Genomic DNA, 25,002 nt, shown 5'->3' on the forward strand with positions numbered 1-25,002 from the left:
GCACGCCAACCAGAAAATGGAGGAGACAACGTGCTGAAGAATCTGGAACTGCTACTCGATGCCGACGTGCCGTGCGCACGTCAGGTATCCGCCTTCGTGTCCCCGAGCCGAGCCATGCAAGGGGAGCGCGTATGAGCCACAACAACTCGATCGAACGACGCGGCCGCGTCGTGATTCTGGGCATCTACGTCACCGACCTGACGTTTCGCGCCGAGCGTATGCCGTTGATCGGCGAGACGATCGCCGGCTCCGCGTTCGCGATGGGGCCGGGCGGCAAGGGCTCGAATCAGGCAGTGGCCGCCGCGCGCGCCGGCGCCGACGTGGTGTTCTGCACGCGGCTCGGCAACGACGCGTTCGGTGAAATCGCCCGTGCGACGTGGGTCAGGGAGGGCATCACGGCGCGTGCATCGGTGATCGACGGCGTGTCGACCGGTGCGGCACATATCTTCGTCGACGACACGAGCGGCATGAACGCGATCATCGTCGCGTCCGGTGCGGCCGGCACGATGAATGCGGCCGACGTCGACGCGATTGAAGCCGACATTGCCGGTGCGCGTGTCTTCGTCACGCAACTGGAGCAGCCGCTGCCGGCCGCACGTCGCGGACTCGAAGTGGCGCGGCGCCATGGCGTCATTACCGTGTTCAACCCCGCGCCCGCGCTGCCCCTCGATGACGACATCTTTCCGTTGTGCGACTACATCACCCCGAACGAAACCGAAGCCACTGCGCTAACCGGCGTGCCGATCGCGAACGCCGACGACGCTCGCCGTGCCGCCGACGTACTGCTTGCCAAAGGCGTCGGCACGGTGATCGTGACGCTCGGCGAGGCCGGCGCGCTGCTGCATTCGGCGACTCAATCCGTGCTCGTGCCGGCTTATCACTGTGGCCGCGTGGTGGAAACGGCGGGCGCCGGCGACGGCTTCACCGGTGGCTTTGCCGCAGCGCTCGCGCGTGGCGACGATCCGATCGCGGCACTGCGTTTTGGTTGCGCGTTGGCCGGCATTTCCGTCACGCGTCCGGGCACGGCGCCTTCCATGCCGACGCTGGATGAAGTGAATCGCGTATTGAACCAGTCGGCCAGCGCATCGCAGGCATCCTGACCGGCCCGTTGTGAACTTCGGCCAGCGCGTGAAGTTCATGAAGCATGAGGAGAGTGTTGTCATCATGAAGTCCTCGTTCACCGCAGGAAAACTGTTCGGCGATCGGCAACTGAATTTCCTGCTGATCGTCAACGTGCTCGTCGTGCTGGTCGCGACGTGGCTCTCGCATGGCCAGTTCGTCGATATCGACAATCTGCAGTCGATGGGCGGGCAACTCCCCGAACTCGGCCTGCTCGCGCTCGGCATCATGCTCTCGATGGTGTCGGGCAACGGCGGTATCGATCTGTCCGGCGTCGGTCTGGCGAACCTGTCCGGTATGGTCGCGGCGCTGATCGTGCCGCATTTTGTTAATGGCGACGATTCGCCCGCGCTCTACACGTCGCTGTTCTGTGTGATCGTCGTGGTGATGGGATTGCTCGGCGGATTGCTGAACGGCGTGGTGATCGCGCGGCTCAGGCTCACGCCGATTCTCTGTACGCTCGGCACGCAACTGCTGTTCACGGGTTTCGCGGTGGTGCTCAGCAATGGCGCCTCGGTGCATGTGGACTATGTGGACCCCCTGTCGAATATCGGCAACGGCACGGTATTTCAGGTGCCCATCGCGTTCTGCATCTTCGTCGCCGCGGTGATCGTGCTCGGCTGGTTGCTCAAACGCAGTCCATTTGGCTTGCGTCTCTATCTGATGGGCACCAATCCCAAAGCCGCGTTCTACGCCGGCATTCCGCGCGCGCGGATGCTGATCACCACGTATGCCATGTGCGGCGTGCTCGCGTCGCTGGCCGGACTGATCAGCGCGGCGCACACGTCCAGCGCGAAATGGGACTACGGCAATTCCTATCTGCTGATCGCGATTCTGATCGCGGTGATGGGCGGCGTGAATCCCGCCGGCGGTCATGGCCGCATCATCTGCGTTTTTTTTGCCGCGACCGTGCTGCAGTTTCTGTCGAGCCTGTTCAATCTCATGGGCGTATCGCAGTTCTTCGGCGATTGCGCGTGGGGCTTTCTGTTGTTGCTGTCGCTCGCGTTTGCGGGTGGCGAGCGGGTGCGGACGATTTTCGGATTCGGCGGCAGCGGGACGGGCGCAACGGGTTCAGGCCCGAGCCCAGGCGCCGGCGCCGCGCAGAAACGTTAGCGAGCGCCGACGCGCGCTCGATCAGAGTTTCAGTACACAGCGGACAACGAGCCCTGGCTGTCCGTCATGATTAAGTGGGCGACATCGAACGAATAAAGGAGACTTGGCATGAAACTGACTCGACTGAGCGCCGCGTTGACAGCCGGCGCGCTTGCGGTAGGCGTGATCGCGGCGGCGCATGCGGCGACCAATGAGACGATCGTTACCGTCGTGAAGGTGACCGGGATCAACTGGTTCAACCGGATGGACGACGGCGTCAAGCAATTCGCTAAAGACAATCCGGGCGTGACCGCGTATCAGACCGGTCCGGGACGCGCGGATGCGGCACAGCAACTCAAGATCATCGAAGACCTGATCGCGAAGAAGGTCACGGCCATCGCCGTGGTGCCCTACGATCCACCCACGCTCGAACCGGCGCTGAAGAAAGCGATGGATCGCGGCATCAAGGTGGTGACGCATGAGGCCGACAACGAAAAGAACACGATGGTCGACATCGAAGCGTTCGACAACACCGCGTATGGCGCAGGCCTGAACGAACGGCTCGCTTCATGCATGCACGACGACGGCAAGTGGGCCGTGCTGGTCGGCTCGCTCGGCAGCCGTTCGCAGGTGCAGTGGGCCGACGGCGGGATCGGCAACGCGAAGGCCAAGTATCCGAAGATGGATCTGGTCGAGCCGAAGCTCGAAACCAATAACGACGGCGAGCGCGCCTATGAAGTCGCGAAAGAAGTGCTGCGCAAGCATCCGGATCTGAAGGGCTTCCAGGGTTCGTCGTCGCTCGACGTGATCGGCATTGGCCGCGCGGTTGAGGAAGCCGGCATGCAGGGCAAGATCTGCGTGTACGGCACGGGCCTGCCGACGGAAGCGGGCAAGTTCCTCGAAAGCGGTGCGATCAACGGCATTGCGTTCTGGGACCCGAAACTGGCGGGCATTGCAATGAACAAGATCGCGCAGATGCTGATCGACGGCAAGACGGTCGAGAACGGCGCCGACCTCGGTATTCCGGGCTACACGAAGGTGACCGTCGCGAAAGGGCCGGGTAAGGGCATTATCGTGCGCGGCCAAGGCTGGGTGAACGTCGACAAGTCGAACTACAAGCAGTATCCGTTCTGATCGCGTTGCGTAGTTTGCTTTGTCGGTCACGGCGTCCCCAAAGGACTTCTTGCGGGGACGCCGCCACAGTTTCACGTCACGATGAATCGCACCATGAATCAAGACGTATCTTCAGCTAGTTCCGACGCAACGCAGCCGTTTCTGCAAGTGGTCGGCGTACACAAGCGTTTTACCGGCGTGCATGCTTTGCGCGGTGTGAGCCTGTCGTTCGAGCGTGGCCAGATCTATCACCTGCTTGGTGAAAACGGCTGCGGCAAGAGCACGCTCATCAAGATCATCTCCGGCGCGCAGCCGCCTGACGAAGGCGAACTCGTGATCGAGGGCGTGCGTCATGCGCGGCTCTCGGCGCTCGAATCGCTCGCGGCCGGTATCGAAACCGTCTATCAGGATCTCTCGCTACTGCCCAATATGAGCGTGGCGGAAAACGTCGCGCTGACCGCCGAACTGGCCGGGCACGCAGGCAAGCTCGCTCGCACGTTCGACCGCCGCGCGCTCGCGCGCACGGCAGCGCGTGCGCTCGAATCGGTCGGCCTGCCTGGCGACGCCGGGTTCCAGGCGACGCTCATCGAACAACTGCCGCTTGCCACGCGGCAACTCGTGGCGATCGCTCGCGCAATTGCCAGCGAGGCGAAGTTCGTCATCATGGACGAGCCGACTACGTCGCTGACGCAAAAGGAAGTCGACAACCTGATCGCGGTGCTCGCCAATCTGCGCGCACAGGACGTGACGGTGCTGTTCGTGAGTCACAAGCTCGACGAGTGCTATGCGATCGGCGGTGAAGTGATCGTGCTGCGCGACGGGCAAACCATGGCGCAAGGGCCGATCGCGCAATTCACCAAGGCGCAGATCAGCGAACTGATGACGGGCCGCCATTTATCCACCGAGCGTTATCGCGAGGGTGCGGTAGGGCAGGACGTTGTGCTGGAGGTACGTGGTCTTACGCGTAGCGGCCAGTTCAACGATGTCTCGTTCGCGCTGCATGCCGGTGAAATTCTCGGCGTGACCGGTCTGCTCGACTCCGGGCGCAATGAACTCGCGCGCGCACTCGCGGGCGTGGCGCCGGCGCAAACGGGGCAGGTGGTGCTCGACGGTAAGAACATCACGTTGCGCACGCCGTCGGACGCGAAAGATCATCGCATCGGCTATGTGCCGGAAGACCGCCTGAATGAAGGGCTATTTCTCGACAAGCCGATCCGCGACAACGTGATCACCGCAATGATCTCCAGCTTGCGCGACCGCTTTGGTCAGATCGACCGAGCACGCGCGATGGCGCTCGCGGAACAGACGGTGAAGGATTTGCAGATATCGACACCCGGTGTCGACAAACCCGTGCAGTCGCTGTCGGGCGGCAACCAGCAGCGGGTGCTGATCGGCCGCTGGCTCGCCATCGATCCACGCGTGCTGATCCTGCATGGGCCGACGGTCGGTGTCGACGTCGGGTCGAAAGACATCATCTATCGCATCATGCAGCGTTTGTCGCAACGCGGGATCGGCATTATTCTGATCAGCGACGACTTGCCCGAACTGCTGCAGAACTGCGACCGCATCCTGATGATGAAGAAGGGCCGCGTGGCGAACGAATATCAGGCCGATACGTTGAGCGAAGCCGACCTGTACCACGCGCTGCTGTCGGAAGCGGCATAAGCACACAAGCTGCAGAAAGGACGTCCTACTCATGAACTCGCGCATCCATTCGCGCATGAACCAGACCATGACCACACCGACCGTCGTCGAAGTCGCACCGGAGGTCAAGCCGCCGAGCTTGCGAGCCAAACTCGCGCGTAATCCCGAGTGGTTCACCGTCGGGCTGATCGTGGTGACGTGCGTGATCGTCGGCGCGATCAATCCGCGCTTCTTTCAACTGGCCACGCTGTTCGATCTGCTGCATTCGGCTACCACGACATCGCTGTTTGCGCTGGGCACGCTGGTCGTGCTCGCGTCCGGCGGGATCGACGTGTCGTTCACCGCCATCGCCGCACTGACCATGTACGGCATCACGAAAGCGGTGTTCGCGTGGTGGCCCGACGCGCCGTTTGCGCTGATCCTGATGACCGGCGCGATTGGCGGTGTCATGCTGGGCGTGATCAACGGCTTGCTGGTGCATCGGTTGAAAGCGCCTTCGCTGATCGTCACGATCGGCACGCAGTACCTGTATCGCGGGCTGTTGCTGACGTTCATCGGCACGTCGTTCTTCATGAACATTCCGCACAGCATGGATCGCTTCGGCCGCATTCCGCTGGTGTCTTTCCAAACGGCGGATGGTTTGCGCGCCGTGTTGCCCGTGTCAGTCGTGGCGCTGGTGGCGGCCGCACTCGTGACGTGGTGGCTGCTGAACCGGACGATGATGGGACGCGGCGTTTACGCGATGGGCGGCAGCCTGGCGATTGCCGAGCGGCTCGGCTACAACCTGCGCGCGATCCATCTGTTCGTGTTCGGCTATACCGGCTTGCTGGCCGGCATTGCGGGCATTCTGCACGTATCGAACAACCGGCTCGCGAATCCGTTCGATCTGGTGGGCTCGGAACTCGATGTGATTGCCGCGGTGATTCTGGGCGGCGCGCGCATTACCGGCGGCACGGGGACGGTGGCGGGCACGCTGCTCGGCGTGGTGCTCGTGACGTTGATCAACAACGTGCTGATTCTGGTGGGCGTGCCGAGTACCTGGCAGAAGGTGATTATCGGCGCGTTCATTCTGATTGCCGGCACGCTGTTCGCGTTTCAGCGGAAGAATTGAATGTGGCGGTGTTGAGCGCGGCTTGCCGCGCGACGCGTTGCGCTGTGCGGCAAGCCGGTTTATTTACGCTTGCGCGGCGTTTGACCGGCTTCGGTGATGATCGAATCGAAGTCGTCGACCTGCGAGAAACGCACGGCCTTGACGACGCCGAACTTGCTCTTGTCCACCACCAGATGACGCTCCACGGCGCTCGCCATCGCGGCCTGTTTGAGCGCGACTTCATGGAAATTCCAGCAGGTGACGCCGCGCGCGGTGTCTACGCCGCCCGCCGAAATAAACGCCTTGTTGATGCCCATGCGGCGCAGCATTTCCAGACTTTCTTCGCCTGCGAATGAATCCGAAGAGGGAATGTAGACGCCGCCTAGCAGGATCATTCGCACATTCGGTTTGCGCCGCAAAATCTCCGCGACGTTCAGCGAATAACACACCACGGTCACGTGGCGTTCAATGGGAATCAGCCGGGCCAAGGTGGTGAGCGTTGTACCGCAATCGATAAACAACGTTTCGTTATCGCCAATCAGACCTGCCGCCACGGCAGACGCTTCCGCTTTGGCCTGCGCGAAATGATCTTTCTCTTCTTCGAGCGAATAGCCGGCGTTATTCGGCACATCCGTCGCGCTGACGATGTAACCGCCGAGATAGGTGAATCGTTCGGGACTGCCGGCGATGTCGCGGCGGACAGTCATCTCCGAGACGTTCAGCAGGCTTGCGGCGTCGCGCAAGCGCATGACGTTCTGCTTGGCCAGCGCTTCGGCGAGGGCGCGGAGGCGATCGGGTTTCAGCATGGAGGTCCTGTCGCGCGATGTGGGAGGTCGTTATGTTTTGTACGGTTTGATGGGAGAATTATAACAAGGTGTGTGGGTCGCGGCGAGGGCGATTATCGGATTCCCGACTGTTAAATGCAGGGCGATTCTGAATGAATAAACCTTCAACGCCAAACGGCCGGAATGGGCCGATTGACGATGACGGTTCGGTAAAACGACGTGACGCTTATTTTGCTGCGGCTGCGCGTTCTATTGCGGCGATGTCGATTTTTTTCATGGTCATCATGGATTCCATCGCACGCTTTCCGGCTTCGCGATCGGACCCGGTGACGAGTTCGAGCAAGCGCCTGGGCGTGATCTGCCACGAAAAGCCCCAGCGGTCTTTGCACCATCCGCAAGGCGCTTCCGCTCCGCCATTGCCGACAATGGCGTTCCAATAGCGGTCGGTTTCTTCCTGGGTATCGGTCTCAACCATGAAACTGATCGCCTCGTTCGGCTTGTAGTTGGGGCCGCCGTTCAGCCCCACGAAGCGCCGCCCGAGCACGGTGAACTCGACCGTCAGATCCGGGCCTTGGCCCACTCCCGGTATCGGGGAGGGATGGCCTGCATCGACATGACTATCGGGGAAGGTCGCGGCGTAAAACTCCGCGGCCTCACGTGCTCTGCCTTGATCGAACCACAAGCATGTTACTAGCTCGGCCATTGCACTCTCCTTGTAGAAACTCGCACTATCGACTGGTTTCGAAGCAAGCGCCAAGAGTCCACATTGTCGAGACAGTTGGCACTCTTGCTGACACGATCCCGGTTGTCGAGTTCCTGATTTACGGAAAGCCGAGTCCCGCCGGGTCCCGCTTGATCGCGACGCACTTTATCTCGACCAGCAAGCCCGCACCGGCGAGTTCCGATACGCCGATGGCGGTCCATGCGTAGGTGCCTCGTGGGAACACGCGATTCTTGACCTCGCGGAATACAGGCATATGCGTGCTCATTTGCACGTGGTACGTCGTCATGTCGACAACGTCCTCGAACGTACAACCGGCCGCTTGCAGTACTACGCGCAGGTTCTCCCAGCAGGCCATGAATTGCGCCTCGGGATCGGCAATGACGTCGAGATCCGCCGTGCGACCGACCTGGCCGGCGCAGAAAACGGTGGCGCCGACTTTCACGGCGGGGACATAGCCTGCACGCTCGACAATGAGTTGCATCGTCGGAGGGATGATCAATTCGCGGTCTGTCATGGGGTTTTCCGTTGCCGGGTTGAGGCGGTGACTTGCAGTGTTTCGAATTTCGGTTCGTTAGTCTCGGGCGACCATCACTTTGTTCTCGTGTTTGACGCCGCCAAGCTCAAAGTACGTTACGCCGTGCTGCAGCATCCCGCGGGAATGGTAAAAAGAAATGGCCTTCTCATTGTGTGAGTTGACCATCAGCCAGATGGCTCGATTGCCGGTTCTCTCCATGGCAATGCCTCTGGCTTGAGCCAGCAATGCGGACCCGATACCACAGCCCGCGAAAGAGTCCTGGATGTAGAGCGTTTCGATCTCGGTGGAAACATCGGCATGGGGAGAACCTAAGCGCATGACGATATAGCCGGCGAGATTGCCTTCTGCCTCGGCGATTAACAGAACGACTTGTGGGTCGTTCATTAGCGCGAGAACTTTCTCTGGCGTGAATGTCGTCAGGACATAGCGCGCGATGATTTCGGACACGCCACCCGCTGCGTAGGTATGCACCCACACCTGCGCGCCAAGTACCGCGATACGTGCTGCGTCGGCCGGCTCGGCCGCTCTTATTGAATGCGTCGCTATCATCTTTGTTCTTTTCGGGGGAGTTGGCCGGGCCGCGCGGAATTGGCGCGTGCGGAAATCTGACGGCTGGTCAAATTTCCACGTGCTTGGAACTCGGCACCACCGCCTTACCTCCCGCCATCAACCGCGAAATTCCGCAGTCGGAAATTTCAAGGTTCACGTTGATGACGCTCGGCGACGCGGGTTGCATCAATCGTCCCTGTTCTATGGTTATGTGCCGATCTTCGATTCCCATCCGGTCGTGCAGAAAACACGCTAACGGTCCTGCGGCCGTGCCGGTCGCCGACTCTTCGTTAATGCCGAATCTTGGGGCAAACATGCGTGTTCCCGCGTGACGTCCCGCGACTTTTGTCGAGGTGCAGTAAAGGTAATAACCGATCAGGTCGAGTTCATCGCTGATTGCCTTGATGGCCGGAAAATCCGGGCGTGCTTCGGCGACACAGCGTTCGTCGGGCAATGCGATGATGAGGAACCGGTTGCCGGTGCTGACCACGGTGGGCATGACATGGAAATCCGCCGGCAGCGTTCCTATCGACTGCGCGATTCTCGTGACGAGAGCGGATTTTCCATCGATTTCGCTATACGTAGGCGAGCGCTGCTCCATAAGTACCTCGCCGCCTTCAACCAGAACGCTGCGGCAACCATCGACGGTCTCTTTCGTTAGCCATCCATCAGCCACCTTTCCAAGTTGGCGGAGGAGAGAGAACGTAGCAATGGTTGCGTGTCCGCAATGCGCAATCTGGCGTGTCGGCGTGAAGAACTCCAGCTTGATTGTGGCTATCTCCGACCTCGAGACGAAAGCGGTTTCGGACAATCCGACCTGCCGTGCCACCTCAAGCTTCTGAGTGTCATTCAGCGCATCGCCTTCGGTCACCACGCCGGCAGGGTTGCCGCCTGCTTCGTTATCGGTCAAGGAGTTGACGAAGTGCACGTCAATTCGCATAAGTTCTCCAGGAAATGCAAGCGCGGCGGCCAAGAGAACCGGCGCCGGGGTTTGGGGAAGGCTCAGATTGTCGACGTTCTGACGCAGTCGCGCGAGTACTGATCGCGGGCAACTGCGTTTGCTGACATTCCGTAATGTTGAATTCTATAAATGGACGACTGTCAAGCCGATTATTTTTCCCGGCCTGTGAGACAGATCGACACAGAACATGTATTAATGACGTCGGCACAACAGTAGCGAAGTCGGCTTGCAGGCTTGAGCCGCCAGTTGAGACATGCAACTCGAGAGGGAACCATGAAGATGGTTTTGAGTATAGCGGTCCGCACTTTTGTCACGACCAGCCTGGCGGGTGGTGCATCGGTCATCCAGGCACAAAACGTCCTGCCACCGCCGGCTCAGCCCTTCAAGGGCAAAATCGAACTGCGCGCCAAAGACTCCAAGGTCGACTTTCCGCGCCAGACCACCGCGCCGGCCGGTGCCCCGAATATCCTGCTGGTCCTGCTCGACGACGTAGGCTTCGGCGCGGCCAGCACGTTCGGCGGCCCAGTCGATACGCCCACGCTCGAACAGCTCGCGCAGCATGGTTTGCGCTACAACGAATTCCACACCACGGCCATGTGTTCGCCGACACGCGCTGCGCTGCTATCCGGTCGCAACCATCATTCGGTCCACACCGGCCAGATCATGGAAATGGCGACGGGCTACCCGGGCTACGACTCGCTGGTAGGCCGCGATACGGCAGGGATCGGCGAAATCCTCCGGCAGAACGGCTGGAATACGGCCTGGTTCGGCAAGGATCACAACGTGCCCGATTGGGAAACGAGCCAGGCGGGGCCCTTCGACCGTTGGCCGACGGGCCTCGGCTTCGAGAAGTTCTACGGCTTCATTGGCGGCGACATGAACCAGTGGCGCCCGCTCCTCTTCGACAACACCACACCGATTGAACCGTATGTCGGCAAACCCGACTACAACCTCGACTACGACCTCGCCGATCAGGCTATCAAGTACGTCCAGACCCAGCATTCGATGGCGCCGGACAAACCGTTCTTCATCTACTACGCGCCGGGCGCCACGCACGCGCCGCATCATCCGCGCAAGGAGTGGGTGGACATGTACCGTGGCAAATTCGATCAGGGATGGGACGTGTTACGTGAGCAGACGCTCGCACGTCAGAAGCAACTCGGTATCGTGCCGCAAGATACCGATCTGACGAAGCGTTCGCCCGGCATTCCAGCATGGGACAGTCTGTCCGCGGACGACCGGAAGCTCTATTCCCGCATGATGGAAATCTATGCGGGCTATCTGGAACAGACGGACTACAACGTGGGCCGCGTGATCAAGGCGATCGACGACATGGGGCTGTCGGACAATACGCTGGTGATCTACATCGTGGGCGACAACGGGGCGAGTGGGGAAGGCGGCGTGGGTGGTTCGACCAACCTCGAAGGCGCGATGAACGGTGTCGTGCCGACCACCGCGCAAATGCTGCCGAAGATCGACGATCTCGGCACCTGGAAAACCTATAACCATTTCCCGGTTGGCTGGGCGCACGCGCTCGACACGCCGTTCCAATGGACCAAGCAGATTGCGAGTCACTTCGGCGGGACGCGTAACGGCATGGTTATTTCGTGGCCGGCGCATATCAAGGAAGATGGGCAGATTCGCTCGCAGTGGCATCACGTGATCGATATTCTGCCCACCGTGCTGGATGTTTCTCACGTGCCGCAGCCGGTCGAAGTCAATGGTGTCAAACAACGGCCGATCGAAGGCGTCAGCATGGCCATACGTTCGATCAGCCGAACGCGCCTTCAACACGTCGCACGCAGTATTTCGAGCTGTTCGGCAATCGCGCGATCTATCACGACGGCTGGATCGCGGCGACCACGCCGATCGCGCCGCCGTGGGCGACCGAGGTGCCGAATGTCGACGTGATCGACGGTTATAAATGGGAGCTGTACGACGTCGACAAGGACTTCAGCGAAGCGCACGATCTCGCGGCGAGCGATCCCGCGAAACTGAAGCAGATGCAGAAGCTCTTCTACAGCGAAGCGCGCAAATACAACGTGCTGCCGCTCGATAACGACCGCGTGATGCGCCTCAATCCGTCGAACCGTCCGAGTCTGACGGCGGGCCGCACGTCCTACACCTACTATGCGGGCACCAAACGCATTCCCGAAGGGGTTGCGCCGGACATGAAGAACCGTTCGTGGAGCATCACCGCCAAAGTGGAGATTCCGAAGGAGGGCGCGCAAGGCATGATCGTGACGCTCGGCGGCCTGTTCGACGGCTGGGCGCTGTACCTCGACGAAGGCAAACCGGTCTTCCACTACAACTTTGCCAACGCGGCGCATTACAACATCGAGGGCGCTGAGGCGCTGACGCCGGGGTCGCATACGATCGTCTTCGATTTCAACTATGACGGCGGCGGGATTGGTAAAGGCGGCTTGGGAACCTTGACGGTGGATGGCAAACAGGTCGCGCAAGGACGTATCGAACACACCGTGGCGGTGCGCTTCACCATGAGCGTAGAGACACTCGATATCGGCGAAGACACGGGCACGCCGGTGAATCTCAGCTACGACGTGCCATTTACCTTTACCGGCAAGATCGACACCGTCACGATCGATCTCAAGCCGCACGACGCGGCGTCGGCTTCGATGCAGAAGGAAGTCGAGCGCAAGGCGGCCGAAGCAGCCCTGTCGCGCGAATAGAACCCGCCATGATCGACTCGCACGCAGCAGACACACACGCATCGTCCGCCTTTTCCGACGCCGCGAAGCAGAGCTTTCACGCCATGTCGAAGCCAAGCGGCTCCGATTGCAATCTCGATTGCGAGTACTGCTTCTACCTCGAGAAAGAGGCGCTTTATCCGAGCGAGCGCAAGCGTCGCATGAGTGACGACGTGCTCAGCGACTACGTGCGCAACTACATCGCGTCGCAGCCGCCCGGCCATGAGGTAGCGTTCACGTGGCAAGGCGGCGAGCCCACCTTGCTCGGGATCGACTTCTACAAACGCGCCATAGCGCTGCAAAAGCACTTTGGCGCCGGCCGCACCATCACCAATAGTTTCCAGACCAACGGACTGCTGCTGGACGATACGTGGTGCCAGTTCTTCGCCGATGAGGACTTTCTGATCGGACTATCGATCGACGGTCCCGCGGACATTCACGACGAGTACCGGATCACGAAGGGCGGCAAGCCGAGTCACGCGCTGGTGGTGAGTGCGCTGGAACGGCTCAGGAAACATGGCGCTCGTTTCAACGTGCTGGCCTGCGTCAATCGACGCAGTTCGCGAGAGCCGCTACGGGTCTACGAATTCCTGCGCTCGCTGGGCGTGGAATATGTGCAGTTCATTCCGGTGGTCGAACGGCGCGCGGATCCGGCCAGCGAAGCGATTGGACTCACGCTGCAGGGTCCCGGCGGGAAGGTGTTGCTGAAGGCGCGACCGGACACGGCTGAGCGCCTCACAGACTGGTCCGTCTTGCCTGAGGACTACGGCAACTTTCTGAATGCGATTTTCGACGTATGGGTGCGTCGCGACGTCGGCCAATGCTATGTGATGAACTTCGAATGGGCGCTGGCCAATTACATGGGCGAACCCGGCGCCGCGTGCCACCATCAGCCGACCTGCGGCAACGCGGTCGTGGTCGAACACAATGGCGACGTCTATGCCTGCGATCATTTCGTTTATCCGGAATATCGCCTGGGCAATCTCTCCGAGGCGTCGCTGTCCAGCATGCTGGATTCACCGCAGCAAACCCAATTCGGCGAAGACAAACTCACGACGTTGCCGCAGCAATGCCGACAATGCAGCATGTTGCGCGGCTGCTGGGGCGGCTGCCCGAAGCATCGTTTTGCCGTGACGCGCGACGGCGAAGCGGGACTGAATTTTCTCTGCGCAGGGTATTACCGTTTTTTCTCGCACGTCGCGCCTTATCTGCGCGTGCTGGCGGACCTGATTCGCAGCGATCGGCCTGCCAGTGACATCGTGAAGGCGACGCTGATGGTGGTTGGCGATTCCGTTGTGGGGAACACCTCCCGCGCTTAGCGTGGCTATCTGGACGGCCCATTAAACCCGCGAATCCCTCGGCCTATTCTCGCAAGTCCGCACGCTCACCCTCGCATTCGAGCCATGCGCGAAACAGCGCGACCAGTTCATCGGCCGACTTCTCATCCGGCACGTACGTGCAATAGCTCCGCGACGCGAGTCGAGGACCGGCGAACGGTGTGACAAGCCGGCCGGCCGCGAGATCGTCGGCGATCAGCGCGGTCGGTCCCATCGCGATACCGATTCCGTCGACGGCGGCTTGCAACGTCAGATAGAAGTGGTCGAAGGTCAGCGCCGCAGCCGGGGTGAGTGCGGCAATCTCTGCCCTCGCCAGCCAGTCCGGCCAAAGCCGCGGCAGACTCGACGTATGCAGCAACGTGTGCTGCCGGATGTCTTCGGGTGTTGGCAGCGGCAGTCGCTGCAACAACGCCGGACTGCAGACCGGGATCCGCTCTTCGGCCAGGAATGGCCGCATCGAATAGCCGTAGAAAGTATCCGGACCACCCCGGATGATGACCTCATAACTCCCCGGCAGACTTTCCACCGGTTCGTTCGACGTTTCTACGTTGACGTCCACACCGGGATGCGCGGCGCGGAATGTGGCCAGTCGCGGCACCAGCCACCGCAACGTGAAGGTGGCGGGCGCGTTCACGGAGAGGGTCCGCGAAACCGGTTGAGGCAGACCGTATTTCGCGGTGGCTTGCGAGATGTGCTCGAACAGCGGACCGATTTCCGCCAGGTAGGCTCTGGCCGCCGGTGTCAGCGCCACGCGCCGGTTGTGCCGTTCAAACAGCAATGCGCCAAGCCATTCCTCGAGCAGGCGCACCTGCTGGCTGACCGCGCCGTGCGTGACGTGCAATTCGGCAGCGGCGTCCTTGAAGCTGCCGAGCCGGCCCGCGGCTTCGAAAGCGCGCAGTGCATTGAGCGGAGGCAATAGCCGTTTCATTCGGAGTAGTTTATCTAACGCGAATTGAAAATTTATCTGAGTTGTTCGCGGGTCACAAGATAGATATTCTATTTACTCCATTGAATTGATCCCTTCTTTTGTGGCCCGAATTCCGCATGCTGAGTTATACCGGCGGCTTCGTCCTCTTTGCCGCCGTGCTCCACGCGAGCTGGAACGCGATGCTGCACGGCAATCGCGACCGCTTCCTTTCCATGACGTGGATGAGTATCGCGATCGCGACGGTCGCCACGCTCGCGGTGGTGTTCGTCACGCCGCGGCCGGCCAGCGCGGCGTGGCCATACATCGTCGCATCGGGCCTCGTGCATACCTTTTACAACGTCACCCTCGTGCGCTCGTATCGCAGCAACGATCTCGCGCTGGCCTATCCGATTGCGCGCGGTTCGTCGCCGCTGCTCGTCACGCTCGGCGCGGCGCTGTTCGCGCATGAAGCGATCGGCCCCTTGCGTGTGCTGGGGATTGTGATGATATCGGGCGGCATCGTCGCGATTGCGCTGGACGGGAGTCGCGTTTCGCGCGCTGGTGTGCTGGCCGCATTGACGACCGGCGCGACCATTGCTGTCTATACCGTGATCGACGGTATTGGCGTGCGCCTGTCCGACGGCCAGGCACTCGCCTACACCGCGTGGATGTTTCTGTTCTATTGGCTGATGCCGCTGCTGTTCGTCGCGATGCGTGGGCGCGCGGCGTTGTGGGCGCCGCTGAGGGCGGAGCCTTGGGTGGCGAGCTCGTCGCTGGTGGGTGGCGTCGTGTCGATCGCGGCGTACGGCATCGTGATCTGGGCGCTGCAGTCGGGTGCGATGGGCGCGGTATCGGCATTGCGCGAAACCAGCGTGGTCTTCGCGGTGCTGATCGGTCGACTGTTTTTGCGGGAGACGGTCAGCGCAAAGCGCTGGCTCGCGTGTGTGGTTGTCGCGGCCGGGGCGGTGTGTCTGGGACTCTGACAACGCCTGAAGCGCCAGAAGTGTTCGCCGGCGCGGTGCTTGATAACAACGCCTGGGCCGATTGAGCCGCCGGCATTCGCTCAGTCTCAGCCTGAATCGCTATTTCATCGTCACGTGGAGGTTCGCTAAATGAATGCTGTTCCGCAGGCTCCGTTGATTCTGATAACCGGTGGCGCTCGTGGCGTAGGCGCGGCGACTGCGCGGCTTGCTGCCGCGCGGGGCTACGATGTGGCGATAAGCTTCGTTTCCAACGAATCGGCCGCCCTTGCTGTGGCAGCCGATGTGGAAGCCGCCGGGCGGCGCGCTTTAGCCATGCGCGCGGACAGCGCGGATCCGGAGCAGGTCGCTCAGCTATTCGCCGCGATCGACCGGAAGTTCGGCCGGATCGATGTGTTGGTGAATAACGCCGCGGTCATTGCGCAGCAGTCGCGGCTGGAGGATCTCGAATTCGCGCGAATGCAGCGTATATTCGCGGTCAATTCGATCGGCCCGATGCTCTGTGCACAGCAGGCGGTGAAGCGGATGTCGCGTCGTCACCATGGTCGAGGCGGTGTCGTGATCAACGTCTCGTCGGCATCGGCCCGGCTCGGTAGTCCAAACGAGTATGTCGACTATGCTGCGTCGAAAGGCGCGCTTGAGACATTCACGATCGGCTTCGCCAAAGAAGTCGCGCGGGATGGAATACGCGTCAACTGTATTCGCCCTGGACACATTTACACCGAGATGCATGCGAGCGGCGGAGAGCCGGGCCGGGTGGATCGCGTCAAAGACTCGATCCCCATGGGACGTGGCGGTCAACCCGAAGAGGTTGCGCAGGCGATTCTGTGGCTGGCGAGCACCGAGGCTTCGTTTATCACCGGCACGTTCCTCGATGTCACCGGTGGCAAGTGAAGTCAACGACAACGTGCGACGTGGGGAGCTTCCATTGACGCACGGTGTCAGGCATCTGAGCTTGGGTGCTCACGCGCGTTCCGCCACCCTTAGCAGTTGATCGACAACCGGCGTGAGAAAATGCACGCTCGCGGCGTTGCCCTGTTCGATCGCGGCGGCTAGAAAGCCGATAACCCACAGCGACGCGTAGAAGCCCGTCGCGCGCCTGCGCTCGCCTTGCGGCGCCCAACAGCGCAGCAGCGCTTCGGCGTAGCGGCGGCCACGTTCCCCGACCAGCGTGTCGATGTGCGCGAGCGTCGTGCCCAGCACGAGCAGCGGATCGCCGTAGCACACTGAGTCGAAGTCGATCAGTCCGCTCAGTTCGTTGTCGTCCACCAGGACGTTCTTGATGGTCAGGTCGTGGAGAAAGCAGACCGGGCGCAGTGTGTCGAAGTAGTCTTCGAGCGAGGCGCGCACAAGGCCGAGTCGCGCTCGGAAGCGATCGAGCGGCGTGGCATCCGCGCGCGCGAGTGTCGCGACGTGAGATGCAATCGGCGTAGGCTCGTCGAAGATTTCCGTCCAGCGGGCACGGGGCGCACGAGCGCCGATTGCGGTCCAGCCGAAACTGCCCTGCGCGGTGGCCGGCAGTTGTTGCGCCACCCGGCACTGGATTTCGATCACGGCTTCGGCAATCCGTTCGGTTTGCCTGGCATCGAGCGAGTCGAAGACGTAGAAGAGATCGCGGCCGGGCAGCCAGTCGAGCACGACGAAATCGCCACCGGCGGGCGTGGTGCCTTGCGAGAGCACGGTCTGCACCGGCAGGCCGAGGCCATGCAGTGTGGCGAGATTCGCACCGGTGTGCAAAAACGTTTGCGCTTTGGGGCTGACGCGCACCGCCAGTGAACGACCGCCGGGCATATGAGCGCGGTACACCGCGTTGCCGCTATGGGCGAACGCCTGGCGCTCGAGTCGCAGCGGCCGTTCACCGTGTACGTCTGCTACGCATTGGGCGATCGCTGCATCGTCGTTGCCCGGCTGATCGTCCATCTTGCCGCCCGGTGTGCCTTGGTAGGGGCGTATTACAGCAGGCGAGGGCGGGGCGCGACAATTGACTGATTATTGGGGAATGTTTCGGGCGTAACGGGAGAGGTAAGGTGGGTGGGCGGGTGCCGTTGGTGCTGTCATGGGGCGTAACCCGTCGAAATATTCCGGCTGTGTTTGTGGGGTTGTTGGTGAGGTTAAGTGGGGGCGGCAGGTGAGCATGACTGTTCCAGTTCGGTTGCGGAGACCGCGGTACGAGTGCCCTTTTCTCGATCATTTCGTACATCGTAACCGCTGACGTTCTGCACGTGTATTACGCAGCGGCTCTGATTTTCGCCGCGTTGGTTTTCGATATTCTTGACGGAAGAATCGCCCGCTGGCGACAGAAGTCGTCGGCGTTGGGACGGGAGCTGGACTCGCTTGCCGATGTGATCTCGTTCGGCGTAGCGCCCGCCATCATCGGTTATGGGGGCGGCATGAGAGGGCTGTACGACCGATACCTGCTCGTCTATTTCGTGGCCTGCGGCGTGTCGAGACTGGCCCGTTATAACGTGACGGCGGAAGAGCTATCGCTCGAAACCGGCAAAGTATCCTACTTCGAGGGAACGCCTATCGCCACGTCGATTGTTCTCGTGCTGATGTTGGTGATTGCTGCTTGGTTCAATGCGATCGGCTCGAACATGTGGTTTGGCGAAGTTCAGTTGCGAGGCGGCACGCTCCATCCGTTGACGCTGCTGTTCGGTCTTTCGGGTTCGTCGATGATCAGTCGTATCCGGGTGCCGAAATCTTGATTGCGCCCTGTTGACGGGTGAAGGTGCCATTTTTTTTGCCGACCGGTGGTGGCCCGGACAACGGGCAATAGCGATAAGCGGCGAGGTTCAATCCTGCGTTTTACACATCGAGCGCCGCGCGAGGCACCGAGTGCATTTTCTAAGCAAGGGTTACGCTGACCTGAAAGGACTCCGACGCAGTCATTTCGATCTGATCAACCTGCCCGGCACTACACAAGTCGTGCTGGACGGATTGTAAAAGCGCTAACCGCTGCGCGGAATCGCTGACGATTAAGCGGGCGATACCCGCTTTCATCGACAGCTTCGATTCCGATTTGACGCGGCGAATCTCCCGCAAAACATCGGAGACAACGTCGACCGTCGCAATGGTCTCCTCCGGTCCGGCAAGCGCTTCGATCGAGCGGACGTCCGGCCACGGAGCGCGATGAATAGACAGTCCGTTCCACCATGACCAGCATTCCTCCGCAGCAAACGGTAGAAACGGCGCGAACAGCCTCTGGAGGACCGAAAGGGATTCCGCGAGCGCCCGATGAGCGGACGCCGCACCGCTTCCTGTGCCATGTGCCCGGCTCTTCACCAGTTCCACATAGTCGTCGCAATACCACCAGAAAAAGGCTTCCGTTTGCTCGATTGCCTTGCTGTAGTCGAGCGAGGCAAGCGCCGTGGTAGCGAGTTCGACGATCTTCGCGAGACGCCCAATCATGGCGCGGTCTAACGACTCGGTGAGAATGCCGTCGGGAGCACGCGCAAAGCCTAGCGCGAACTTCGACACATTCAACAGCTTCAACGCCAGCCGCCGGCCGTTCTTCATCTGCGTTTCGTCGAAGACAGCGTCCATGCCCGGACGTCCCAATGCCGCCCAGTAGCGAACGCCGTCGGATCCGTGTGCGTCGAGCAGCGCGGTTGGCGTCACCACGTTTCCCTTCGACTTCGCCATTTTCTTCCGGTCAGGATCCAGGATCCAACCGGACAGCATCGCGCTTTTCCACGGCAACTGCTTCGTTTCCAGATGCGACCTGACGACAGTCGAGAACAGCCAGGTCCGGATGATGTCGTGCCCCTGCGGGCGAAGATCCATAGGAAACACATGCTCGAAGCAGTCGTCCGTCTCTTCCCAGCGCGCTGCGATCTGGGGTGTCAGCGAGCTTGTCGCCCACGTGTCCATGATGTCGGTTTCGCCGATGAATCCGCCGGGTTGCCCCCGCTGATGTTCAGCGAATCCCGGTGGAACGTGTGACTGCGGGTCGATCGGCAGCGTCGACTCGTCCGGGCGGATTGGTGCGCCAAAGTCAGGCTGACCTTGCGAATCGAGCGGATACCACAAGGGAATCGGCACGCCGAAAACCCGTTGACGGCTGATGAGCCAGTCTCCGTTCAGACCGCCGACCCAGTTCGCGTAGCGGCTCCCCATGAAACCGGGATACCAGCGAAGCGCTTCACCTGACCTCAGCAGTTCATCGCGTAGCGCCGGGTCACGGCCGCCGTTGCGCAGATACCATTGGCGCGTCGCGATAATCTCAAGCGGACGGTCACCCTTCTCGAAGAACTTGACGGCGTGCGTAAGCGGACGTGGCAAACCGATCAGGTCGCCGCTTGCTGCCAGCATCCCGACGATCCGGCGACGTGCTTCCTCGACGGTACAGCCTGCGATTTGCAGGTACGACGAGCGACCCTCCGGCCATTCAATCCAGTCCGGCGCGCCGCGCTCCATGCGACCCTCCTTGCCGATAACGGCGCGAGTCGGCAGATTCAGTTCCCGCCACCAGATCACGTCCGTGAGATCGCCAAACGTGCAGATCATCGCGAGCCCCGTTCCTTTGGCCGGGTCGGCGAGTGGATGCGTCATCACGGGCACGTCCATGCCGAATAACGGACAGCGGACCCGCCCGCCGATCAATGGACGAAAACGCTCGTCGTCGGGATGCGCAACCAGCGCGACGCAAGACGGTAGCAATTCCGGCCGGGTGGTCGACACCATCACGCCGCTGCCGTCGGCGTCGACAAAACGAAGATCATGATAGGCGCTCGCGATATCGCGATCTTCGAGTTCGGCTTGTGCAATGGCCGTCTGAAATGTCACGTCCCAAAGACACGGAGCCTGCTGGCTATAGAGTTCGCCGCGTTGCAGATTCCGCAGCAACGCACGCTGACTGGTGCGCTGCGCACGTTCGTCGATCGTCGCATAGGCGAGGCTCCAGTCAACTGAAATGCCGAGGCGAATGAACAGATCGCGGAACGCAATCTCATCGATCTTCGTCAACTGATGACATAGTTCAAGGAAGTTGCGCCGGCTAATCCGGGCAAACGATGATCGCTCGGACGGCGCGACATGAGACGCGCGATAGTCCTGATCGTAAGCAGCTTCTGGATCACAAACCACGCCGTAGTAGTTCTCCACACGCCGTTCCGTCGGCAGGCCGTTATCGTCCCAACCCATCGGATAAAAAACCGTCTTGCCCCTCATGCGCTGGAAGCGCGCGATGATGTCGGTATGCGTATAGCTGAACACGTGGCCGACATGCAGCGAACCTGAAACAGTGGGGGGCGGCGTGTCGATCGAAAAAACGGCGTCACGTTCGGCATGGCGATCGAACGCGTACGTGCGTTGGCTTTCCCACTGCAGGGTCCACCGCGTTTCGAGCCCTTCGAGTTTCGGCTTGTCGGGAATACGGTGGGTTGGTGGCCGCGGCGATTCTGGAGAAAATGGTTGGCTCTTCATGGTGCGTCCGAACAGATAGGGGAAACGACGCGTCCACGTTTGCGCAATGACATGGCAACCCTCAACGCGAGCGAGTGCAGTGCAGGTCAAAAGGGCAAACGGGGCGAACGATATTCAGGAACGTGGAGCGGATCGCACGCGGTCACATCCGTCGTCAGCAGGATTTGAACTGGCTAACGGAAACGGCGTGCAATGACGCGAGCGGCGGCCATATCGGGCGACGGAGGGAAGAGCCAGCAACGAAGACCGGCGACGAACAGACCTGATGATAGTGCGGAGGCGGTCGGATAAAGCTGTGCGCAATGACACATGCGCTTGAGGCGGGAACGATTGGTAGACAGGGACGCCGTTGCGGCGGTCAGAGCATCGTTACGTTTAACGGTGACATAGCATCCTCCTAAGGTAGATGGGAGAAAACGACTGTTCCAGCTTGTGGCCCGGAGATATTTTTATAACCGATTCCTGGAATTCCAGCAACACCGCTGCGTATCGGAGGGCCTTGCGGGACTTGCGATTCCCGAACGGATCCTGTCGATTGGCGACGATTCAAAAATATTCACAGCGCGCAAATGGACGCGGACAAATTAATGCAGCGAAAAAAGTGATCCTGAGTAGGCTTTTGGTAAACAAATATTGAGCATCAGTTTCCTTTTCGTTTCTTGTATTCATATTTTTGTCGAAAGAGTCGAACGTCGCCTTCTGGCCGCCCCCGGAGTCCGACGACAGACCGCATGCGGCCCACAAGGGGTGGTCTTGACCGTCTGAAACGGCCATTTATAGCCTCGGCCCTTGCCCGCGAGTGTCGCGGCCAGGCAGGCGATGCAGAGCGATCCAATATGCGATGGCCGACCTCCCTGCCCAGATTGTGCGATCATTGCGCCCAAAGTCGACAATTGACGCGACGGAAGAGTCTTTGGCCCATGATCGCACCCCCAATCGGGCCCCCGGCATTAGACTGACCACCGTTGCGCGTTGCCCGTCGAGTCACCGGTTACCGAGGAGTATTTGCAACATGGCAGTCCCAATTTCGCAGGCCTGGACGGTCGCTACCTACGTCCTGAAACAGAAGCTGATGCGGCGTCGGCGCTATCCGCTCGTCCTCATGCTCGAGCCGCTGATGCGCTGCAATCTCGCGTGTGCGGGATGCGGGAAGATTCAATATCCGGCGCACGTCCTGAAGTCGGAGCTTACGCCGGAGCAATGCTTCAAGGCAGTCGAGGAATGCGGCACGCCGATGGTCGCCATTCCGGGCGGCGAACCGCTTTTGCATCCGCAGATGCCCGAGATCGTCGCCGGCCTCGTCGCGCGTAAGAAGTACGTCTATATGTGTACGAACGCGCTGCTGCTCGCGAAGAACCTGCACCTGTTCAAGCCGAGCAAGTACCTGTCGTTCTCGGTTCACGTCGACGGCCAGCGCGAGCATCACGATTTTGCCGTGTGCCGCGAAGGCGGCTATGACATCGCGATGGAAGGCGTGCGTGCGGCCGTGGCGGCGGGTTTCCGCGTCACGACTAATACCACCCTGTTCGACGGCGCCGATCCGAACAGCGTGCGCCTGCACTTCGACGAAATGATGGAAGCGGGCGTCGAAAGCATGATGGTGTCGCCCGGCTACACGTACGACAAGGCACCGGACCAGAAGCACTTCCTCGGCCGCGCACGTTCGAAAAAGCTGTTCCGCTCGATCCTGTCGAACCGGAAGAAAAGCTGGCGCTTCAACGCGTCGCCGATGTTCATGGAATTCCTGATGGGCAAGAAGGAGCTGACCTGCACGCCGTGGGGCATGCCGACGTACAGCATCTTCGGTTGGCAAAAGCCGTGTTACCTGCTTCAGGACGGCTACGCCGACACCTTCGACGAACTGATGGAAAGCGTGAAGTGGTCCGAATACGGCACCGAAAGCGGCAATCCTAAATGCGCGAACTGCATGGTGCATTCGGGTTACGAGGCGAGCGGCGTGAACTACACGTTCGGTTCGTTCAAGGGCATGTTCCAGACGGTCAAGGCCATGCTGTTCGATCGCTATGAAGATCGCGAGGCGACCGAGATTCTCGCCGGCTGGAAGAAAACCACGCACGAAATGCCGATTACGTTCATCCCGAAGGCGCAGCGCGCCGACGCCGCGAAGAGTGAAGAAGTCCAGGCCGTCGCGCAACCGGTCAAGGCAATCGCTCCGGATGAGATGGAGAACGCCCCCGGCACGGCACACGAGAAACTCGAAGGCTGGACGCCTGAACTGACGACCGAAGCGGAAGTGCGCGAGGCGATGGAAAAGGCCTTCGACTACCGTGGCGACGTCACGATCACCCGCAAGGACGGCTCGGCTGTCGCGGGCTATCTGTACGACCGCCAGTACGGCGCGGCCTTCAAGGACTGCTTCGTGCGGATCATTCCGACCGGCAAGCAGACCAAGGAAACCATCCCGTACGCGCAAATCGGCTCCATTACGTTCACGGGCAAGGACACGGCCGCCGGCAAGACCTTCGAGAATTGGGTCAAGCGATACTGGGAGAAGAAAGCTGCCGGGGAGAAGAACATCCAGATCGAGCCGGAATATCTGGGCGACTAATCGGTACGGACGGCCAGCCGGAATTCAAACGAATGCCCGGCTGGCGTCTTGCGAGCCCCAATCCTGTCGAAGGCGGGTGGGCAATGTGGATTCCAGGCTTAGCGCCCCGGGTTCACTCGCGTAGTGGGAACCGAGCTTCAACCACGGACCGCCACAGTCACCACCACGAGCGCCGAGAAGAGCAGCGCCGGGGCGAGATGCCGGAACGGTTCCCGATTTCGCACCAACGTGAAAAGCGCGCCGACCATGATCGCGCCGGCCAACGCCAGGCCTAAGACTCGGGTTTGTTGTCCAGCGAGAAGCGCCGCACTCAACAGTTCGAGAGTGCCACAGAGCAAATGAAACCATGCCGGGTAACCCCAGCGTGCGAAATCGCGCTTCACCGCGCCGCGTCCCGCGAGATTGACCACCCCAGCCACCGCGAACAGAACCGCTAGGATCGTCGCGAGAATCGAGCCGAAAGATGCAGTGTTTAATGCCATCGTCATGCTCCGTTGCCTTGCTGAAAGTGCGTCTGTACCGAGAGGTCCGCAATCAGGCCAGGGCCGACAGGTTCCCAGGAAAGAACTCGCCGAGCTTGCTGGCCGCTTACCGTCTGGTCGAGCGCCAGTGCGTCGGCAAATGGCCCAAAGGATTGGCGAGCATCGTCGAGCGGCCAGAATTCGACGCGATCGGCACCGACTGAGACCCGAATCGCTTCGCCCATTTCGGCGACGGCAACGGCATCTTCCGAAACTACGTTGAAGATCTGTCCCGTGACTCGAGCGTCTCCGCTTGCCGCCCGTTCCACCGCGCTCAGATAGGCCGTGGCGAGATCGTCGACGTGCACGGCAGGCCAGTGGTTGCGACCATCGCCGACGACTCTCACACTGCCGGCCTGACGGGCCATACCGGCAAGCATGCCGAAGACACCACCACCGTAGCCGTGCACCATCGCCGGCCTGAGAACCACCGCGGCAATCGAGCGGCGTGCTGCGAGCGCCAGCACGTGTTGCTCCACGGCCGGCCGCCAGGCAACTAGCGGTGTCGGGTTCAGCGCCGTTGCTTCAGTCGCGCATTCGCCTTCCGTATTGCCGTAGACCCACGTGCCCGACGTATAGACAAACGCCGCGCCCGGACGCAAATGCGACAGCATCGCCTCAACGGCGGCCTTGTCGGCAGTAGCGGCCGAGGCGTCGTTGGTCGAGGCGGCGTGCACCACGCCATCAGCGGCACCGGCAACCGCCGCGAAAGACTGTGGCTCACGCAAGTCGCCACCATGCAGTTTCACGCCGAGACGTGCCAGCGCGCTGGCGGCCGCCGAGCGCTCCTGACGCACCAGCGCCGTCACCTGATGGCCGAGGCCGATTGCCTTGCGCGCGACCGCTTGCCCGATGTAGCCCGTGCCACCTGTCATGAACAGTTCCATAGCGTTTTCCTCGATGAGTGTCTGCGAAGTCGATAAGTCATAAGAACGAGACTCATG

22 protein-coding genes are annotated in these 25,002 nt (G+C 61.0%); 12 read left to right on the forward strand and 10 right to left on the reverse strand.

The window, feature by feature from the left end; genetic code table 11:
* Positions 1–131: 131 nt before the first annotated feature.
* From rbsK to GGD40_RS31530, 5 genes are all read left to right on the forward strand, one after another.
* The gene (rbsK, locus tag GGD40_RS31510) at positions 132–1,100 is read left to right on the forward strand and encodes a ribokinase (protein WP_179746267.1); all 969 of its coding nucleotides are present in this window, start codon (positions 132–134) and stop codon (positions 1,098–1,100) included.
* A gap of 64 nt (positions 1,101–1,164) precedes the next feature.
* Positions 1,165–2,232 carry an ABC transporter permease gene (locus tag GGD40_RS31515; protein ID WP_179746268.1) on the forward strand — a complete coding sequence of 356 codons (1,068 nt, stop codon included), beginning with the start codon at positions 1,165–1,167 and terminating at the stop codon, positions 2,230–2,232.
* A gap of 108 nt (positions 2,233–2,340) precedes the next feature.
* A complete protein-coding gene (locus GGD40_RS31520; protein WP_035555464.1) occupies positions 2,341–3,345 on the forward strand; it encodes an autoinducer 2 ABC transporter substrate-binding protein in 1,005 nt (334 codons plus the stop codon).
* A gap of 93 nt (positions 3,346–3,438) precedes the next feature.
* A complete protein-coding gene (locus tag GGD40_RS31525) occupies positions 3,439–4,989 on the forward strand; it encodes a sugar ABC transporter ATP-binding protein (protein ID WP_179746269.1) in 1,551 nt (516 codons plus the stop codon).
* Positions 4,990–5,020: 31 nt separating this feature from the next.
* Positions 5,021–6,079 carry an ABC transporter permease gene (locus GGD40_RS31530; protein ID WP_179746270.1) on the forward strand — a complete coding sequence of 353 codons (1,059 nt, stop codon included), beginning with the start codon at positions 5,021–5,023 and terminating at the stop codon, positions 6,077–6,079.
* Positions 6,080–6,138: 59 nt separating this feature from the next.
* Here the strand turns inward: GGD40_RS31530 and GGD40_RS31535 are convergent, their stop codons facing one another.
* From GGD40_RS31535 to GGD40_RS31555, 5 genes are all read right to left on the reverse strand, one after another.
* Positions 6,139–6,864, reverse strand: a complete 726-nt coding sequence (locus GGD40_RS31535) for a DeoR/GlpR family DNA-binding transcription regulator (protein ID WP_035555470.1) — start codon at positions 6,862–6,864, stop codon at positions 6,139–6,141.
* A gap of 205 nt (positions 6,865–7,069) precedes the next feature.
* Positions 7,070–7,546, reverse strand: a complete 477-nt coding sequence (locus tag GGD40_RS31540) for a VOC family protein (RefSeq protein WP_179746271.1) — start codon at positions 7,544–7,546, stop codon at positions 7,070–7,072.
* 118 nt (positions 7,547–7,664) lie between these two features.
* Complete coding sequence (locus GGD40_RS31545) at positions 7,665–8,081, reverse strand: RidA family protein (RefSeq protein WP_179746272.1); 417 nt, start codon at positions 8,079–8,081, stop codon at positions 7,665–7,667.
* Between the two features lie 57 nt (positions 8,082–8,138).
* Complete coding sequence (locus tag GGD40_RS31550; RefSeq protein ID WP_179710318.1) at positions 8,139–8,651, reverse strand: GNAT family N-acetyltransferase; 513 nt, start codon at positions 8,649–8,651, stop codon at positions 8,139–8,141.
* A gap of 67 nt (positions 8,652–8,718) precedes the next feature.
* Positions 8,719–9,591, reverse strand: coding sequence for a PhzF family phenazine biosynthesis protein (locus GGD40_RS31555; RefSeq protein WP_179746273.1), 873 nt, complete (start codon positions 9,589–9,591; stop codon positions 8,719–8,721).
* A gap of 294 nt (positions 9,592–9,885) precedes the next feature.
* On the opposite strand from GGD40_RS31555, the gene GGD40_RS31560 reads away from it, so the two are divergent.
* Genes GGD40_RS31560 through GGD40_RS31565 form a run of 3 tightly spaced genes read left to right on the forward strand, consistent with a single transcriptional unit; the run spans position 9,886 to position 13,639 of the window.
* The gene (locus GGD40_RS31560; protein ID WP_218901362.1) at positions 9,886–11,523 is read left to right on the forward strand and encodes an arylsulfatase; all 1,638 of its coding nucleotides are present in this window, start codon (positions 9,886–9,888) and stop codon (positions 11,521–11,523) included.
* Positions 11,505–12,302, forward strand: a complete 798-nt coding sequence (locus GGD40_RS36710; protein ID WP_218901364.1) for a hypothetical protein — start codon at positions 11,505–11,507, stop codon at positions 12,300–12,302. Before GGD40_RS31560 ends, GGD40_RS36710 begins: the two co-directional genes overlap by 19 nt.
* An 8-nt stretch (positions 12,303–12,310) precedes the next feature.
* Positions 12,311–13,639, forward strand: a complete 1,329-nt coding sequence (locus tag GGD40_RS31565) for an anaerobic sulfatase maturase (protein WP_257030637.1) — start codon at positions 12,311–12,313, stop codon at positions 13,637–13,639.
* 43 nt (positions 13,640–13,682) lie between these two features.
* On the opposite strand, the gene gcvA is transcribed toward GGD40_RS31565, so the two are convergent.
* The gene (gene gcvA / locus GGD40_RS31570; protein WP_179710304.1) at positions 13,683–14,585 is read right to left on the reverse strand and encodes a transcriptional regulator GcvA; all 903 of its coding nucleotides are present in this window, start codon (positions 14,583–14,585) and stop codon (positions 13,683–13,685) included.
* 116 nt (positions 14,586–14,701) lie between these two features.
* Here gcvA and GGD40_RS31575 point away from each other — a divergent pair, with 116 nt between their 5' ends.
* Together GGD40_RS31575 and GGD40_RS31580 are read left to right on the forward strand one after the other, a co-directional pair.
* Positions 14,702–15,547, forward strand: a complete 846-nt coding sequence (locus GGD40_RS31575) for a DMT family transporter (RefSeq protein ID WP_179746274.1) — start codon at positions 14,702–14,704, stop codon at positions 15,545–15,547.
* Positions 15,548–15,676: 129 nt separating this feature from the next.
* Positions 15,677–16,438 (forward strand): SDR family oxidoreductase, encoded by a 762-nt coding sequence (locus GGD40_RS31580; RefSeq protein ID WP_179746275.1) that lies wholly within the window; start codon positions 15,677–15,679, stop codon positions 16,436–16,438.
* Positions 16,439–16,507: 69 nt separating this feature from the next.
* Here GGD40_RS31580 and GGD40_RS31585 read toward each other — a convergent pair whose 3' ends face one another.
* Positions 16,508–17,464 (reverse strand): phosphotransferase family protein, encoded by a 957-nt coding sequence (locus tag GGD40_RS31585; RefSeq protein WP_179746276.1) that lies wholly within the window; start codon positions 17,462–17,464, stop codon positions 16,508–16,510.
* Between the two features lie 218 nt (positions 17,465–17,682).
* Between GGD40_RS31585 and GGD40_RS31590 the strand changes: the two genes are divergently transcribed.
* On the forward strand, positions 17,683–18,249 hold the full coding sequence (locus tag GGD40_RS31590; protein ID WP_179747114.1) for a CDP-alcohol phosphatidyltransferase family protein: 567 nt from the start codon (positions 17,683–17,685) through the stop codon (positions 18,247–18,249).
* Positions 18,250–18,388: 139 nt separating this feature from the next.
* Here GGD40_RS31590 and valS read toward each other — a convergent pair whose 3' ends face one another.
* A complete protein-coding gene (gene valS, locus GGD40_RS31595) occupies positions 18,389–20,968 on the reverse strand; it encodes a valine--tRNA ligase (protein ID WP_179746277.1) in 2,580 nt (859 codons plus the stop codon).
* A 1,012-nt stretch (positions 20,969–21,980) separates the two neighbouring features.
* Between valS and hpnH the strand changes: the two genes are divergently transcribed.
* Complete coding sequence (gene hpnH / locus GGD40_RS31600; protein WP_218901366.1) at positions 21,981–23,537, forward strand: adenosyl-hopene transferase HpnH; 1,557 nt, start codon at positions 21,981–21,983, stop codon at positions 23,535–23,537.
* A gap of 137 nt (positions 23,538–23,674) precedes the next feature.
* Here the strand turns inward: hpnH and GGD40_RS31605 are convergent, their stop codons facing one another.
* A complete protein-coding gene (locus GGD40_RS31605; protein WP_257030638.1) occupies positions 23,675–24,025 on the reverse strand; it encodes a DoxX family protein in 351 nt (116 codons plus the stop codon).
* Positions 24,022–24,945: an NAD-dependent epimerase/dehydratase family protein gene (locus GGD40_RS31610; RefSeq protein WP_179746278.1), complete on the reverse strand. Its 924-nt coding sequence runs from the start codon at positions 24,943–24,945 to the stop codon at positions 24,022–24,024. The genes GGD40_RS31605 and GGD40_RS31610 overlap by 4 nt, the downstream gene beginning before the upstream one ends.
* Positions 24,946–25,002: the final 57 nt, after the last annotated feature.

The sequence above is a fragment of the Paraburkholderia bryophila genome (genome assembly GCF_013409255.1).
Lineage (GTDB): Bacteria > Pseudomonadota > Gammaproteobacteria > Burkholderiales > Burkholderiaceae > Paraburkholderia.

Excerpts from the sequence above, each read along its gene's own strand:
- rbsK (WP_179746267.1), top strand. The coding sequence starts at position 132 with ATGAGCCACAACAACTCGATCGAACGACGCGGCCGCGTCGTGATTCTG.
- GGD40_RS31515 (WP_179746268.1), top strand. The coding sequence starts at position 1,165 with ATGAAGTCCTCGTTCACCGCAGGAAAACTGTTCGGCGATCGGCAACTG.
- GGD40_RS31520 (WP_035555464.1), top strand. The coding sequence starts at position 2,341 with ATGAAACTGACTCGACTGAGCGCCGCGTTGACAGCCGGCGCGCTTGCG.
- GGD40_RS31525 (WP_179746269.1), top strand. The coding sequence starts at position 3,439 with ATGAATCAAGACGTATCTTCAGCTAGTTCCGACGCAACGCAGCCGTTT.
- GGD40_RS31530 (WP_179746270.1), top strand. The coding sequence starts at position 5,021 with ATGAACTCGCGCATCCATTCGCGCATGAACCAGACCATGACCACACCG.
- GGD40_RS31535 (WP_035555470.1), bottom strand. The coding sequence starts at position 6,864 with ATGCTGAAACCCGATCGCCTCCGCGCCCTCGCCGAAGCGCTGGCCAAG.
- GGD40_RS31540 (WP_179746271.1), bottom strand. The coding sequence starts at position 7,546 with ATGGCCGAGCTAGTAACATGCTTGTGGTTCGATCAAGGCAGAGCACGT.
- GGD40_RS31545 (WP_179746272.1), bottom strand. The coding sequence starts at position 8,081 with ATGACAGACCGCGAATTGATCATCCCTCCGACGATGCAACTCATTGTC.
- GGD40_RS31550 (WP_179710318.1), bottom strand. The coding sequence starts at position 8,651 with ATGATAGCGACGCATTCAATAAGAGCGGCCGAGCCGGCCGACGCAGCA.
- GGD40_RS31555 (WP_179746273.1), bottom strand. The coding sequence starts at position 9,591 with ATGCGAATTGACGTGCACTTCGTCAACTCCTTGACCGATAACGAAGCA.
- GGD40_RS31560 (WP_218901362.1), top strand. The coding sequence starts at position 9,886 with ATGAAGATGGTTTTGAGTATAGCGGTCCGCACTTTTGTCACGACCAGC.
- GGD40_RS31565 (WP_257030637.1), top strand. The coding sequence starts at position 12,311 with ATGATCGACTCGCACGCAGCAGACACACACGCATCGTCCGCCTTTTCC.
- gcvA (WP_179710304.1), bottom strand. The coding sequence starts at position 14,585 with ATGAAACGGCTATTGCCTCCGCTCAATGCACTGCGCGCTTTCGAAGCC.
- GGD40_RS31575 (WP_179746274.1), top strand. The coding sequence starts at position 14,702 with ATGCTGAGTTATACCGGCGGCTTCGTCCTCTTTGCCGCCGTGCTCCAC.
- GGD40_RS31580 (WP_179746275.1), top strand. The coding sequence starts at position 15,677 with ATGAATGCTGTTCCGCAGGCTCCGTTGATTCTGATAACCGGTGGCGCT.
- GGD40_RS31585 (WP_179746276.1), bottom strand. The coding sequence starts at position 17,464 with ATGGACGATCAGCCGGGCAACGACGATGCAGCGATCGCCCAATGCGTA.
- valS (WP_179746277.1), bottom strand. The coding sequence starts at position 20,968 with ATGAAGAGCCAACCATTTTCTCCAGAATCGCCGCGGCCACCAACCCAC.
- hpnH (WP_218901366.1), top strand. The coding sequence starts at position 21,981 with ATGGCAGTCCCAATTTCGCAGGCCTGGACGGTCGCTACCTACGTCCTG.
- GGD40_RS31605 (WP_257030638.1), bottom strand. The coding sequence starts at position 24,025 with ATGACGATGGCATTAAACACTGCATCTTTCGGCTCGATTCTCGCGACG.
- GGD40_RS31610 (WP_179746278.1), bottom strand. The coding sequence starts at position 24,945 with ATGGAACTGTTCATGACAGGTGGCACGGGCTACATCGGGCAAGCGGTC.